The sequence below is a fragment of the Pseudomonas sp. N-137 genome (assembly GCF_034555295.1).
Taxonomy (GTDB): Bacteria; Pseudomonadota; Gammaproteobacteria; order Pseudomonadales; family Pseudomonadaceae; genus Aquipseudomonas; species Aquipseudomonas rhizophila.
Genome location: NZ_JAXUDQ010000010.1, coordinates 211,668 through 225,694 on the forward strand (window position 1 = coordinate 211,668; position 14,027 = coordinate 225,694).

Here is a 14,027-nt window from a genome sequence, read left to right on the forward strand (position 1 = left end):
GTATGTTTGAAAAGAGAGACAAGATGCGGATTGTAACAGCGAACCAATTACAAGATTGGCTAAGCGGTGGCGAGGTTTTAGAAAAAGACAGCCGCGGCGCCAAGGTACTGAAACTCGATAACGGAGACATTCTCAAGATATTTCGCAGTCGCCGCCACCCGCTGCTGGTACGCCTGACGCCGGATGCGCGACGTTTTGCACGATGCGAGGAGCGCCTGCGCGAACGAGGAGTCAGTACTCCATGTGTTAAGGATTATTTCTGGATAGACCGCTCCGCAGGCGTCAGCGGCTGTCTTTACAGCCCCCTGGAAGGAAGTGCTCTGGACAAGATTTTTTTGCATGAGCGCAGACGATTCGACGAGCTACTGCCCCAACTGGCCGCTTATATTTTCACATTGCATCAACAAGGGATCTATTTTCGCTCGCTGCACCTGGGCAACATATTGCTGGTCCGAGAGCATTGCTTCGGCCTGATAGACTTTCTTGATACTCGCTTCAAGCGCCCCCCACTGGGCGCTCGCTTGGTACAGCGTAACTTTCATCATCTTCGCCGTTATTTGGCTCGCAGCAAAATCAGCGACTTCCCATGGGAGGAGCTGATACGGTATTACCGAATCGCCGCACAGTCCTCTTGAAAAGTATCAGGCAGCCACCCGGTTTCTCGCCTTATAACGCTGAGCAGCCCGCCCCGAAAGCCTCACGGCATCAGGCCTTGATTACTAGTTTCTCGGCCTCGACATCCTTGGATATTGGTGCCCAGTCATTTTGTTTGCTGCGCAGGCGATTGCCGAATACGATCGGAATCCCATGGCAGTACACGGCATTGCGCTGTGAATTTTTGTGGCACATGGGACAGCGCTCTCGCCTCCTTTGCTCAGGCCAACCATAAGTACTTTCCCATTGCGTGGTAGTGTCAACGTCATACACTTGGCTCAGCCGCTGGAGGCGGGGCATCTCACACGCCCCCATGAAATAACCATTCATGGGCAAGACGCCGGTATTGTCCGTTCGAGCCAAAACCTCAATACGCCGCCGTTAACGTAAAGCAATAACTTTCTAGCCGCCAACGATTGTATGTCGGCGCCCAAGTTTGCCCAGCACTTAAACGACGCACCTGAGTACTCAATGGTTAATGATTTCCTTTCTTTATCTTCCAACGGTCAAATAACAGCCGGAAAACTCTGCTCCAGCTCAAGCTGAAGCGCCTCAAGCCCAGGCCTGCTATGAGCCTGATGCAATGCTTCTAACTTCCCCCATACAGAGGAAAGCTGGCCTTCCTCTAGCAACTCGGGCGGCAAAATCCCGAACGCCGAATAATAATCGGTAAACTTCAACTCATCGATCAAACCATGCGATAGCCTAGCCCTGATATTAGGGACACCAAAGGCATCAGCGACTATCAAGCCATGAAGGCTTGAGGAAACGATAAATTCACAACTTGCTATTTCCCGGAGCACATCAAGAGGATGCTCAAAAACGTTGATGAATTTCACATCCGGGTTGGCCTGTATAAACATCTGCGCCTCAGGCAATTGCTGGTCAACATAGTGGGGGACGAAACCCACACGCCACTTTTTCTCCGGGCGATCGATCAGCCAAGGGGACAATAAACCGGGATCTCCCAGCGCAGCGTCGAACGCCCTGCCATCTTCGACTCTGGCTCGGGTTTCCTGGCCTCGTACTGCATGATAATAATGGCGAGAAGAAAATGACTCATGCTCCCTCCCGCAGCCTGATCCCCATATATGCAAGCGGCGCTTGAACCCAAAGCGTTTCGCCTTGGGTTCATTAGCCAGAATTGTTCCGATTGACATCATGTCGGCATGAGAAAGCGGCGCATACTCAACCCGTTTTTTTGAGATAGCCTCCACTATGAGAGGCGAAAGATAGTCTCCGAAATTCTGACGGCGAGGATCTGAACGACCTGCTCCCCGATGCCAATATAATTTAATTACCATACGTGGGTTCCTTCAATGCTGGATTGGTGTTTATCCGGTGCAAACGCCGGACCTCAATCATCGAAAGCATCGTAGGCATCCAAAAATATAGCCAGAAAGGTTGAGGTGAACTCAACAGGCCCGCCCCAGTGGTAACCAACCCGCCCCAACCAATCAACGAAACCAAGAACCAGCGACTCTTCATCCGGACACCCCAATACCAATAGCTGGCAATCCACAGAGCACCGATCACAGCGACGAACGCACCATAACGATAAAGTACTGAAAGATAGCCACTATGAGGGTGGAAGAACTCACCAAGGAACCGATAATCGTCCTTGCCGCAGCCGAACGCCACACCGCAATGGTGGACCAATCTTTGCAACACATCTTGCCAAATGACCAGGCGATAACTCGCGCCACGGGACATGAACAGATCCAGCAGTCCCGTCAAATAAAGTGTAAGTCCCACCACGACAGCCAAGCCAAGCAATAGCCTGGCCCCGCGTTCACGGAACAACGCCCACCCCGTCAAAAACAGAATCGTACCACTCAAGGCGGAGCGCGCATCAAAGATTAGCGCCACCCAAACTTGCAACCCTGCGATGAGCAAACCGCCCAGCACCAAATGCGTGAATCGCTGCAGCCGAGGCTCTATCACGAAAAGCCAGAAAGCCGAGATCCCCGAACTGATCATAAGCGCTGCATGCACAGGATTACTGGCAGCTGCCGCCATCTGCAGCCGCACCAACTGCCCTGTTTGCTGATAGACCCAGAGCCACTTCCCTGTCGCGTAAAGCAGACATAAGAGCGCGAAACAACCCCACGCCTTGATCCAATAGCCCTCGTAACGAGGCTGATCAACGATCAATTGCAAACCAATAAAAAACATCAACAAATAGATACTATGTTTCAGTTCAGAATACATATTCTCGCGCAGGAATATGATATCGACCGTCGCCATAGCCGCAAAAAAAACCAACAGCAACAAGAGAGACTGGCTGCGCATCTGCAGGGCTGAACGCCAGGACGCCAGCGTCCAGATCAATACAGGAAGCGCAAAACCGGCATAAAATATATTGTTTCGCGTCTTTGCAACATCAATAAAGAAAAACGAGCCCACAAAGACAAAAAGCAAACACAACAACCAGATAGACAACCTTTTAGTGCTGACCGATGATGGCACGTATCACCCTCTTAAAATAATTTTGTTTGAGCGATCGCGTCATGGGATCGGAGAGTATTTGATAGAGTTTGTCAGACTGATTGTAGTAGCTCAGATATTCGCGAGCAAACTTTGTCCCTCGGGCAGCTATATCCGCAGCCCACTGAACATCGTTACGCGCTTGCTCCAAGCGTTTTAGAAAAGTCTGCTGATCATCAAATAACAACACATTTACGCCATCCTCAAGACCGATTGCCTCTTCCTCTCCTCCTCCCTGACGATAAGCAAATAGCAAGCAACCACATGCCATCGCTTCAAAGTTTTTGGCCATGTATTCGCCAAATCCAATATCGGCGCTCACAAAAAAACGAATCCGGTTAAGCGCCTCGCAATAAGCAGCCCCCGGTTCCGTCCGCATGAGCCGCAAGCCACAGGTCGACTCGATACTTGTCAGAAATTCACGACGTTGTTTATAGGCATTACTGCCGAGACGCCCAATGAACCCTAGCTCGATATCGCGTGGTTCATCCATTACATACAAGTGCGAACGGTCATAACCTTTAACAAGGAATTTTGCATCTACACCCATTTCGTGGAACTGCCGGGAGACTTGGTAGCCCGTAAAAATCATCCTGGCGTGAGGCAACCTACGATAAAACGCAGAAAATTTGCCACGCCAGCGCGACGTCGGCATGAATTCCTGACAAGCATCCTCTTCATAGAATGTCAGACCCGGAATACGACTTAGGCGCCTGACATGCCGATGCACGTAACGAAACAGCAGATCCAGCACGACCCGGTCGTACAACGCGAAGTCCAGGGAGTCCAATAGCGCTCCCAGCTTCCTCTGTTGCGCCTTGTCGACATATCGAACCTCGACATCGGCATGCTGGGCCAGCCCCTCCCACAACAAGCGATTGTCTGGTTCACGGGGCCAGCTGGAAAGTACCAGAATTTTCATTCAACCGACCCAAAAGCCAAGCTTTAATACCTTACGTAGGTATCGCCATTGCAACGCCTGTCGCCTGCTCAATTTTACTGCTCGCCAATACAGGTGCCGTGCATTTACTCGATCGCCTTGCCGCAAAGCCGTTCGAAATCTTGATAAATAGCGTTGAGACTCATAATCGGCCAACATCGATTGACACTCAGCAGGCAGAACGCTGGCGACTTCTCGCGTGACAATCTGCGTCACAGAGTCATCTGTCCTACTGTGGCGCAAGCTTGTCGCGTGTTTGTGGATACGAGCGAGGGGCTCGTCAACACATACCACCTCGGCTCGCAGCAATAGGTGCAGAAACACAGGTATATCTTCCCCCGAGCGAAGCTCTTCAGGATATGGACGCTCTAACAACAGATCCCTTCGAAACAACGAACAACAATGAGAAACCGATATTTTCTTGCGTAGCAGATAGTCCTCAGCGCGCTTGCGCACACTGCCTGAAACGGGTGTCGGAAAGCGCAGCCGCTCCTTGCCATTTGGGTAAACGGAAAAGTAGGCCCCGAGGATCATGCCAACATGCGGCGACCGCACAATTACATTACGCAAAATGCTCAACGCGTCGACAGTCAACTCATCATCCGCATCGAGCAACAAGACATATACACCGCGCGCCATCCCAATGCCCCGGTTGCGTGCAGCCGCGACCCCAGCATTGTCTTGGTGCACGACTTGCAGACAATCTGCATACCGAACCTGGTAGTCGTCCAGCACCTCACGAGTGTTATCCCGCGATCCATCATTGATGACAATCAGCTCAATATCATCGGCCCACTGAACCAAAATCGAATCCAGCGCCCTAGGCAAGGTTTTGGCATAGTTGTAGGCAGGAATGACGACGCTGATCAGCACTTCAGTCATATGCATCCACGCCGTCTTTGACCACCAGAATATCCTCCATGATCAGGTATTGCAGGTCAGAGCCAAAGAACATGTTCAGAGCGTCCGTAGGCGAGCAGATCATCGGTTCGCCACGGCGGTTGAGTGAGGTGTTCAGGGACACGCCGTTGCCGGTCAGTACTTCCAGGGCCTTCATCATGTCGTAATAGCGTGGGTTGTATTCACGCTTGAGTACCTGGGCCCGGGATGTGCCGTCCTCATGGACGACTTCCGGCACGCGGGTTTTCCACTCTTCAGCCACTTCGAAGGTGAACGTCATGAACGGCGCGGGGTGATCGACCTTGATCATCTGCGGTGCGACCGTGTCGAGCATCGACGGGCAGAAAGGCCTCCAGCGCTCGCGGAACTTGATCTGTTCGTTGATGCGATCGGCCACGCCGCTGGCGCTCGGGCAACCGATGATCGAGCGACCGCCCAAGGCACGCGGGCCAAACTCCATGCGCCCCTGGAACCAGGCCACCGGGTTGCCGTCGACCATGATCTTGGCGATGCGCTCAGGGGTGTTGTCGATCTTGCGCCACGCAGGCTTGCTCGGATGGCGGGCGCAGGCGGCGATGACGTCTTCGTTGCTGTAGGCCGGGCCGAGGTAGACGTGTTCCATCTTCTCCACCGGCACGCCACGGGCGTGGGACACATAAGCTGCCGCCCCCACGGCGGTGCCGGCGTCGCCGGAAGCCGGTTGCACGAACAGTTCCTTGACGTCGTCACGGGCGATGATTTTCTGGTTCAGCTTGACGTTCAACGCACAGCCACCGGCGAACGCCAGCTTGCCGGTTTCCTTGAGCACGTCGCCCAGATAGTGGTCAATCATCTGCAGCGCGAGCTTTTCGAACAGCGCCTGCATGCTGGCCGCGTAGTGGATGTACGGCTCGTCGGCGATGTCGCCTTCACGTTTCGGGCCGAGCCATTCGATCAGCTTCGGCGAGAAGTAGAAGCCCTTGCCCTTCTCTTTATAGCGACGCAGGCCGATCACGTTGGCGTAGTCGGTATTGATCACCAGTTCGCCGTTTTCAAACGAGGCCAGGCGCGAGAAGTCGTACTTGCTGGCATCGCCGTAAGGCGCCATGCCCATGACCTTGAATTCACCGTCAAGCATCTCGAACCCCAGGAACTCGGTGATCGCGCCATACAGGCCGCCGAGGGAGTCCGGGTCGAAGAATTCCTTGATTTTGTGGATCTTGCCGTTTTCGCCGTAGCCGAAGAAGGTCGTGGCGTATTCGCCCTTGCCGTCGATGCCCAGGATCGCGGTTTTCTCCTGGAAGCCCGAGCAATGGTAGGCACTGGAGGCGTGGGCCAGATGGTGCTCGACCGGCTCGATCTTGATCTTTTTCGGATCAAAACCCAGCTGCTCCAGGCACCAGACAATCTTGCGGCGATAGCGCTTGTAGCGACGGTTGCCCATCAGGATCGCATCGAGGGCGCGATCCGGGGCGTACCAGTAACGCTTGGCGTAATGCCAGCGCGCTTCGCCGAACAGGCTGATCGGAGCGAACGGGATTGCCACCACGTCGACGTCGGACGGCTTGATGCCAGCCTGTTCCAGACAGAACTTCGCCGACTCGTAGGGCATGCGGTTCTTTGCATGTTTATCGCGTACGAAGCGCTCTTCCTCCGCCGCCGCGATCAGCTTGCCGTCGATGTACAGCGCTGCGGAGGGATCATGGCTAAGGGCGCCGGACAGGCCAAGAATCGTCAATGCCACAGGGGTCTAGCCTCTTAATGTCTGTATGCGGGCGACAAGCGCCTCGAAAAAAGATGTGCCACACGCCGGGGCGCGGGGCAGCTAAAGGGCGCGATTATAGCTTAAAAGCGTTGGCAAGCCTCGTAGGAGCTGCCAAAGGCTGCGATCTTTTGATTTTGATCTTTCCCTTGAACCTCAAAGAATAAAACAAAGATCGCAGCCTTCGGCAGTTCCTACACAGGGGACGTGCCGAAGCAGCTATCGGGGCACCCTTCAAAAACTTTTGGGCAACCGCTGATCAATCACTTGATACAACGCACTGTCTTGCGGCCAGTTGCGCATGAACCGCGCACGATCCCTGGCATAGGCTGGGGTGAAGCTGGAGAGACTGCGGTGCTGGCACATGGAGTCCAGGTCGATCAGCGCCCAGCGATCGTCCTGCCAGAGCAGGTTGTGGCCCTTGAAGTCGCCGTGACTGATACGCTCGCGGATCAGGCCGGCGAACAACCGGTCCAGCGCCAGCAACTCAGGCTCGGGAGCGGCGCCGCTTTCGACATAAGGGGCCAGGCGCTTGATGATGTCAGGCCCAGGCAGGTGCTCGGTCACCAAGTAGGCGCCGCGGCGCAGCCACAGAAAACGCTTTTCCAGCAGCGCCAGCGGCTTGGGCGTGGCGATACCGAGGAACGTCAGGCGATGACCTTCGCGCCAGGCATGCCAGGCGCGGCTCGGACGCCAGAAACGCTTGAGCCAGTGGGCGAAGTTTTTGATGTTGTAGCGCTTGATCAACACGGAGCGCCCGTTCACATCGACTTTACCAACGCTCGCCGACCCACCGGTCTTGTATAAGTGGCCTTGGTCAAGCAAGGCATCAGCCTGCTCCAGTACCGGCGCCATGACCGCCTCTTCATCACGACGAATCGCCCGCAAACCGAACGGACCACGCTGCACGCTGAACAGACTGCACTCACGCCCGACTTTTTCCAGAAAGTCATTCAGGCGCCAGGCGTATACCTTGTCGATCTGTTTTTGCAACGCCTCCATGGGCAATGCGTGCTCGGCGTTGCCCAGCAGGTAATGCACCAACAACTCTTCGTTGAAAGGCTCGAGGGATTTGGGCAACTGGGCGAAAAATACCCCCAGGTTTTCGAGCACTTTGTTGCGCGACAATGGCTGGCCCGGGGTTTCGGCGCGGATGCCGCCGCCGTCGATCAAATAGAGTTTGCCGCCGTGACGCAACAGATTGTCCAGGTGCAGATCTTCCTGCCACAGGCCTTTACTGTGCAGTTGTGCAATCGCTCCCAACGCCTCGGCCAGTACCGCCGTTTGTTCGTCGGCGAGCAATGGCAGGCCCTCGACCTGTTTCCAGGCGTCCCCGAGGCTTTCGGCCCCCTCGAGCAATTCGAACAGCAGCCAGCCACCCTCGCCTTCTTTCAGGCCATCGGCCAGCAACAGCGGCGTAGTCAGCCCCTGCTCGGCCAGCAGCCGCACGCCTTGCAGTTCGCGGTGAAAGTGCCTGCCCGCTTTACTGCCGACCAGCAACTTGGCCAACACCGGACGACCGCGCCAGACGCCAGCACCGACGTAGCGCTGTCCCGGCAACACACGCAACAGGGAAAGCAGCTGCAATTGCGCCGGGCCGGCGGCGTCCGCCAGCTCCAGGCTCAAAGGCAGGCCGGGGCTGCGGCCGGCGTTCTTCAATTCGGATAAATGCATCAACGAGCCTCCTTATGGCTGCGCCGGGCGGTCAGACGGGTCATCCAGCGGTCAACCAGTGCACTCTTGAGCGGTTGCTCCAGGTAGGTGCAGAGCATCTGGCGCACATCGTCGTCACTCCAGGCTCGCGCGCGACGCAGCAAGGGCTCCAGGTCCTTGATTCGATCCCGCTGACCGAACAATAGCGGCCGGGTCTTTTCGAGGTCGATCAACTGCGCCTGATAACCACTGGCGGTGGCTTGCAGAAAAATGTGCTTGGGGTAGAAGCAACCATGGACCTGGCGCATGCCGTGCAGGCGTCGCGCCAACTGCCCGCAAGCCTGCAGGACGGTGGCGCGTTGCGTCGCCGCCAGGCTGGACCAGCGTTGCAGCAATGAATCCAGGTCATCCCAACCGTCCAGGGCACGCGTCAGCAGAATCGCCCGCACCTCCCCGCCCACGTTGCGCTGACCATAGAACACCGCTTGCAGGGCCGGAATCCCCAGTTGGCGGTAACGGCTGATGTTGCGAAACTCCCGGGAAAAGCTGGGCTCGCCGAAGGGGTGGGACCACGTCCTGGTGAGGTAATTACTCTGGCGCTTGAGGTAATAACCCCGCCCTTCCAGTTCCAGCCGGAAGACACTGCTCCAACCGCCGCCCGCGGTGTTGGGTTCATCCACCGCATCCAATTGCAGGTCCCAAAGGGCTTCGAAGCTATCCAGGCCGTGGCGTTGCAACAATGACTGGTCTTCAGTCGCCAGAAAATCAGTCATTCACGCCCCTCGAAAAATCTCACTACGTGACGGATGCGCTTCTTGTCACACGCATCGAGCCGGTTACGCTGGCGATACTGCAGGTAAAAACGCAGGCGCTGAGTGGCCGACAAATGATACTTGGCCACCTTGTCCAGGCACGCCAGGTCCTTGGTGATGCGATAGTTGAGCCAGAAGCCGCGCCAGAAATCGCCGTTGGGGCAATCGATAAAAAACAGCCGTGACTGCTCGTCGACCAGCAAGTTGCGCCATTTCAGGTCGTTATGGGTGAAGCGATTTTCGTGCATGGTCCGGGTATAGCCGGCCAGTTGCCGACTCACCCCGTCGACCCAGGCACGATTGGCCAGCCTTGGATCGTGACGCCTTGCCAATGCCGAGAGGTCTTCGGTGCCCGGCAGCTCGCGCGTGATCATCGCGCCACGGTCATAGGCTGCGCCACGTCGCTCCAGCCCCCAGGCCACGACTTCGGCAGTGGGGATGCCCCACTTGGCGAAGCGCTTGAGGTTCTGCCATTCGGACTTGACCCGCGGCTTACCCAAGTATCGCCGCAGCCCCTTGCCGGCCCCGGTGTAGCGTTTGACATAGTAATTCACGCCGCTGCGCTGTACCCGAATCACCTCGGACAGCGGGTCCCGCGTCAGACGCTCGCCCTCGAGGGCGAACACTGCATCAAGACTGCCGAAATCCTCTGCCAGCTCAGCGTAGGAAGGCTCCAGTACCCAACCCGACATCAGAGCGCGCCCCCGTACCGCAGCTTGCGCGCATAAAGCCGGTTGGCTTTGCCTTCGAGCCAGGTCAGCAGCGAAGCTTCTTCGGCCAGGATCCGCCGTAGCGGCTGCTGGAAATAGCCCTTGAGGAAGCGCAACTTGTCACGCCGGGTCAGACCGATGTCCAGTGCAGAGAAATACAGCGCCGCCAGGTCCTTGTTGCGCCAACGAAGGGGGATGGCCGGGCGGATCTGCGCACGGTGCAGGTCAATCACAGAAAGTTTGAAATCCGTGGCGGTCACGGGCTTATCGGTGTGCAGCAGAAAGTGGCAGATGTAGCAGTCGCGATGGTTGACCCCGGCCCGATGCATCATGCCGGTCATGCGCGCCACTTCGGCGATCAGGGCTCGCTTGAGCTTCGGCTGTGGCGGCTGCTTGACCCAGTCCATGCTGATATCTTCGAGACTGACGGTCGGCGCCAGTTCTTCGGTGACGATGAACGAATGCTGGTCGGCCGGGTTGCTGCCTTTCTCGCCATAGGCGACGGCGGTCATGGTCGGCACACCGACCTGCTGCAAGCGCTGGATGGCTTTCCATTCCTGTCCCGCACCCAGTACCGGCAACTTGGCGGTCAGCAGGTTCTTGAAGATCTCGCGCCAACCGATGCCACGGTGGATTTTCACGAAAAAGCCACGACCATCCACCTCCGTGCGCAAGGTGCGCCGGGCTTCCAGTTCGCGATAGACCTCGCCCTTGAGCGCCTCGACTTCGGCGAACGCATCGCGTCCGGCCCAAAGGCTCTTGAACGGTTCGGCCAGCATCAATTTCATTGTGCGTGCTCCGCCAATATCACATCGGCCGCGTGCTGCGGCATGCTGTAGAGGTCGGCCGTCTCGGCGAAGGCCAGACCGTTGCGGCTCCAGGCCGCGCGTGCGTCGGCGTCACCCAACATCCGCCCCAGGTACTCGGTGAGCTGCGCCTGTTCGAACGGCTCGTCCAAGACCAGGCCACTGTCGGCCTCGGCGATGTAATGGGCGTATCCACACACCGCACTGACCAGCACCGGCAAGCCGGCCACCAGCGCTTCAAGCAGTACGGTGCCGGTGTTCTCGTTGTACGCCGGGTGGATCAACAGGTCGGCGCCCAGCAGGAAACGCGGAATGTCGCTGCGGCCCTTGAGGAAGCGTACGTTGTCACCAAGCCCCAACGCGGCGCTCTGCAATTGGAATACTTTGGGGTCGTCCTGGCCGATTACAAACAGGCGGGTGCGTTTTTTAAGCTGCGAAGGTAGCGCGGCCAGGGCCTTGAGGCTGCGATCCACGCCCTTGGTCTTGAACCCGGAACCGATCTGCACCAGCAGCAGGTCATCATCGGCCAGATCGAATTCAGCACGAAACGCGGCGCGAACCTCATCGGCGTCGGCGGGCCGGCGACGATCCTGGGCGATGCCCGGTGGCAGCAGGTGAAAGCGCTCCAGCGGCGTGTCGTAGTGCTTGATGAACAAAGGCTGTTGCACTTCGGAAATCATCAGTATTTCGGTCTTGGCATCCTTGGCGAATACCGCTCGCTCGTACTCGGAAAAGTGGCGGTAACGCCCCCAACGCCGGTACAGCGAATTGCGCAGGTTCTGCGCCTTGTCTTCAAAGCAGCCGTCAGCGGCGTAATACACGTCCAGGCCGGGCATTTTGTTGAAGCCGATCAAACGGTCGACCGGACGCTTGGCCAGGTCATTTTCCATCCACGCACTGAGTTTTTCATTGCGACGGTGGTTGAACAGCGCCTTGACCGGCGCCACGAGCACTTCGAAGCCCGGCGGGACGTCACCTTCCCAGATCAGCGTGTAGACGCGGATCTGGTGACCACGCCGCTGGCATTCCAGGGCGATGCGCATGAAGTCACGCTGCAGGCCGCCGAAAGGGAAGTATTTATAAAGGACAAAAGCCAATTGCATCAGCGCGGCTCCTCAGCCAATAACGTGCTCAAGTGGCTGGCAACACGCTCGGGATTCAGACGCGTGAAGCACAGAGGCTGCTCGCGTTTCAGGTCAAACCGACGGGCATCTTCGGCGGTCGGCGGATAAGTGCATTGTTTCTGCATGCAGGGCGCGCAAGGGAAATCACTGGCGAGGTGAATCTGCCCCTTGCCATAGGCACCGGTCAGCACCGGGTTGGTGGGGCCGAGCAATGAAATGGTCGGCACATCCAGGGCCGCGGCCAGATGGCCAAGGCCGGTGTCCACGGCCACACAGGCCTGTGCGCCGGCCAACACCTTGCCCATCCCACCCAGATTCAGCTTTGGCAATACCAGGGCGTTGCGCAGGCCATTGGCAATCCGCTCGGCCCGGGCTTTCTCCAGCGGGCTGCCCCATGGCAGCTTCACCACGACGCCGAACTGCCCCATGCGCTCAACAAGTTGACGCCAGTAGAGCTCAGGCCAGTGCTTGGATTCCCAAGTCGTGCCGTGCAGGAACACCACGTAAGGGTAACTGCGCGGCAATTCAACCAGGCGATCGACATTCAGGCCGTAGCTGCCCATGGTTTTGGGCAGGTCATAACCCAGTGCCACAGCAAACAACTGGCGCACGCGCTCTACCGCATGCTGACCGCGAGCCACGCCCAGGCGACGGGAATAGAAGCGCGCTGCAAGGGGTTCGCGGGCCGATTCTTTATCCAGGCCTGCCACCGGGGCCTTGACGTAGCGGGTCAGCCAGGCGCTTTTCAGCAGGCCTTGGGCGTCGATCACCAGATCGTACTTCTTGGCACGCACGCTTTGCTTGAAACGTCGCCACTCGCCGCTTTTGATGGTTTGCCAGAGGTTCTTGCGCCAGCGACGAATCGCCACCGGAATGACTGTATCCACCGCCGGATGCCAGGTAGGAATTTCGGCAAAGCCTTCTTCCACCACCCAGTCGAACCTGATGCCGGGAATCGCCCGCGCCGCGTCGGTCAGCGCTGGCAGGGTGTGAACCACATCCCCCAGCGAAGAGGTCTTGATCAGCAATACCCGCAAGTTACTGAACCTCCACCGGTGCGCCCTGCAAACGCCCCAGGGCATCGTTCACCGACGGCGGCATGAGCTGGCGCAGGCAGTTGTAATGACCGAAGCGACAGGTGCGGTCGAAGCACGGACTGCATTCGATGCCCAGGCGTACGACTTCGACTTTTTCGGCCAGCGGCGGCGTAAAGCCCGGCGAAGTGGAACCGTACACGGCCACCAGTGGCCGGTTCAGGGCGGCGGCCACGTGCATCAGGCCGGAGTCGTTGGACACCACCGAATCGGCGCAGGACAACAGGTCGATGGCTTCGGCCAGGGAGGTATCGCCGCTGAGGTTCACCGACTCCTCCCGCAGGCCCGGGATCAGGCGCGAGCGGATGTCCTCGCCCACCGAATGATCGTTTTTCGAACCGAACAACCAGACCTGCCAGCCTTCGCGAATCTTCGTCTCGGCGACCTGGGCGTAATGCTCCGCCGGCCAGCGCTTGGACTCACCGAACTCAGCGCCTGGGCAGAGAGCCAGCACCGGGCGGTCCAGGCTCAGACCGAACTTGGCCAGCGCCGCTTCGCGGGTCACCGGGTCGATCGCAAGGCTTGGGCGCGGATACGGCTTGGGCAACTCGGCACCTGGCTCGTAGGCCAGGGCCATGAAGCGCTCGATCATCAGCGGGTAGCGTTCTTTGTCCAGCGTGCGCACGTCATTGAGCAAGCCGTAGCGGAACTCGCCACGCCAACCGGTGCGTTTGGGGATACTGGCGAAGAACGGCACCAGTGCCGATTTCAACGAATTGGGCAACAGGATCGCCTGGTCGTACTGACCGGCCAGGGACTTGCCGATGCGTCGACGGGTCGCCAGCTCCAGCACACCGTGGCCGAGCGGGAAGCTCAAGGCCTTGCGCACCTGGGGCATGCGCTCAAGAATCGGCCGACTCCACTCGGGGGCCAACACGTCGATTTCGCACTGTGGGTGGCGCTGCTTGAGGCACTGGAACAGTGTCTGCGCCATCACCATGTCACCGACCCAACTGGGCCCTACGATCAGAATATTCATGTGGCTTCCAAAAACGATGCGGGGAGGCCTACGCCTCCCCGCCTCGACAATCACTGTGGCTTAGGACGTTGCCTGCTGCCGTCACTCTACAACTGCGGGAGCGAGCCTGCTCGCGATGAGGCTCTCA

General features: G+C 57.8%; 13 protein-coding genes. 1 reads left to right on the forward strand and 12 read right to left on the reverse strand.

The annotated features are described in order from the left end of the window. The first annotated feature begins 23 nt into the window (after positions 1-23). A complete protein-coding gene (locus tag T3A99_RS10520; RefSeq protein ID WP_274090520.1) occupies positions 24-635 on the forward strand; it encodes a lipopolysaccharide kinase InaA family protein in 612 nt (203 codons plus the stop codon). A gap of 525 nt (positions 636-1,160) precedes the next feature. Here T3A99_RS10520 and T3A99_RS10525 read toward each other — a convergent pair. From T3A99_RS10525 to waaF, 12 genes are all read right to left on the reverse strand, one after another. Beyond that, complete coding sequence (locus tag T3A99_RS10525) at positions 1,161-1,958, reverse strand: polysaccharide pyruvyl transferase family protein (RefSeq protein WP_274090519.1); 798 nt, start codon at positions 1,956-1,958, stop codon at positions 1,161-1,163. Beyond that, positions 1,948-3,123 (reverse strand): hypothetical protein, encoded by a 1,176-nt coding sequence (locus T3A99_RS10530; RefSeq protein ID WP_274090518.1) that lies wholly within the window; start codon positions 3,121-3,123, stop codon positions 1,948-1,950. Before T3A99_RS10530 ends, T3A99_RS10525 begins: the two co-directional genes overlap by 11 nt. Next, complete coding sequence (locus T3A99_RS10535) at positions 3,101-4,063, reverse strand: glycosyltransferase family protein (protein WP_274090517.1); 963 nt, start codon at positions 4,061-4,063, stop codon at positions 3,101-3,103. The genes T3A99_RS10530 and T3A99_RS10535 overlap by 23 nt, the downstream gene beginning before the upstream one ends. After that, entirely contained in the window at positions 4,064-4,963 is a 900-nt protein-coding gene (locus T3A99_RS10540) for a glycosyltransferase family 2 protein (RefSeq protein ID WP_274090516.1), read from the reverse strand. It abuts the gene before it with no gap. Continuing rightward, positions 4,956-6,704 (reverse strand): carbamoyltransferase, encoded by a 1,749-nt coding sequence (locus T3A99_RS10545; protein WP_092222386.1) that lies wholly within the window; start codon positions 6,702-6,704, stop codon positions 4,956-4,958. Before T3A99_RS10545 ends, T3A99_RS10540 begins: the two co-directional genes overlap by 8 nt. Before the next feature lie 252 nt (positions 6,705-6,956). Next, entirely contained in the window at positions 6,957-8,396 is a 1,440-nt protein-coding gene (locus tag T3A99_RS10550) for a lipopolysaccharide kinase InaA family protein (RefSeq protein WP_322834278.1), read from the reverse strand. Further along, positions 8,396-9,148: a lipopolysaccharide kinase InaA family protein gene (locus T3A99_RS10555; RefSeq protein WP_047225905.1), complete on the reverse strand. Its 753-nt coding sequence runs from the start codon at positions 9,146-9,148 to the stop codon at positions 8,396-8,398. The genes T3A99_RS10550 and T3A99_RS10555 overlap by 1 nt, the downstream gene beginning before the upstream one ends. Then, positions 9,145-9,879, reverse strand: coding sequence for a lipopolysaccharide kinase InaA family protein (locus T3A99_RS10560; RefSeq protein WP_322834279.1), 735 nt, complete (start codon positions 9,877-9,879; stop codon positions 9,145-9,147). Before T3A99_RS10560 ends, T3A99_RS10555 begins: the two co-directional genes overlap by 4 nt. Then, on the reverse strand, positions 9,879-10,685 hold the full coding sequence (gene rfaP, locus T3A99_RS10565; RefSeq protein WP_322834280.1) for a lipopolysaccharide core heptose(I) kinase RfaP: 807 nt from the start codon (positions 10,683-10,685) through the stop codon (positions 9,879-9,881). The genes T3A99_RS10560 and rfaP overlap by 1 nt, the downstream gene beginning before the upstream one ends. After that, entirely contained in the window at positions 10,682-11,806 is a 1,125-nt protein-coding gene (locus T3A99_RS10570) for a glycosyltransferase family 4 protein (RefSeq protein ID WP_139048600.1), read from the reverse strand. The genes rfaP and T3A99_RS10570 overlap by 4 nt, the downstream gene beginning before the upstream one ends. Next, positions 11,806-12,864, reverse strand: a complete 1,059-nt coding sequence (waaC, locus tag T3A99_RS10575) for a lipopolysaccharide heptosyltransferase I (RefSeq protein WP_047225909.1) — start codon at positions 12,862-12,864, stop codon at positions 11,806-11,808. Before waaC ends, T3A99_RS10570 begins: the two co-directional genes overlap by 1 nt. A gap of 1 nt (position 12,865) precedes the next feature. Beyond that, a complete protein-coding gene (waaF, locus tag T3A99_RS10580; RefSeq protein WP_107321432.1) occupies positions 12,866-13,900 on the reverse strand; it encodes a lipopolysaccharide heptosyltransferase II in 1,035 nt (344 codons plus the stop codon). Positions 13,901-14,027 lie beyond the last annotated feature (127 nt).

Excerpts from the sequence above, each read along its gene's own strand:
- rfaP (WP_322834280.1), bottom strand. The coding sequence starts at position 10,685 with ATGAAATTGATGCTGGCCGAACCGTTCAAGAGCCTTTGGGCCGGACGC.
- T3A99_RS10550 (WP_322834278.1), bottom strand. The coding sequence starts at position 8,396 with ATGCATTTATCCGAATTGAAGAACGCCGGCCGCAGCCCCGGCCTGCCT.
- T3A99_RS10540 (WP_274090516.1), bottom strand. The coding sequence starts at position 4,963 with ATGACTGAAGTGCTGATCAGCGTCGTCATTCCTGCCTACAACTATGCC.
- T3A99_RS10525 (WP_274090519.1), bottom strand. The coding sequence starts at position 1,958 with ATGGTAATTAAATTATATTGGCATCGGGGAGCAGGTCGTTCAGATCCT.
- T3A99_RS10555 (WP_047225905.1), bottom strand. The coding sequence starts at position 9,148 with ATGACTGATTTTCTGGCGACTGAAGACCAGTCATTGTTGCAACGCCAC.
- T3A99_RS10560 (WP_322834279.1), bottom strand. The coding sequence starts at position 9,879 with ATGTCGGGTTGGGTACTGGAGCCTTCCTACGCTGAGCTGGCAGAGGAT.
- T3A99_RS10570 (WP_139048600.1), bottom strand. The coding sequence starts at position 11,806 with ATGCAATTGGCTTTTGTCCTTTATAAATACTTCCCTTTCGGCGGCCTG.
- T3A99_RS10520 (WP_274090520.1), top strand. The coding sequence starts at position 24 with ATGCGGATTGTAACAGCGAACCAATTACAAGATTGGCTAAGCGGTGGC.
- T3A99_RS10535 (WP_274090517.1), bottom strand. The coding sequence starts at position 4,063 with ATGAAAATTCTGGTACTTTCCAGCTGGCCCCGTGAACCAGACAATCGC.
- waaF (WP_107321432.1), bottom strand. The coding sequence starts at position 13,900 with ATGAATATTCTGATCGTAGGGCCCAGTTGGGTCGGTGACATGGTGATG.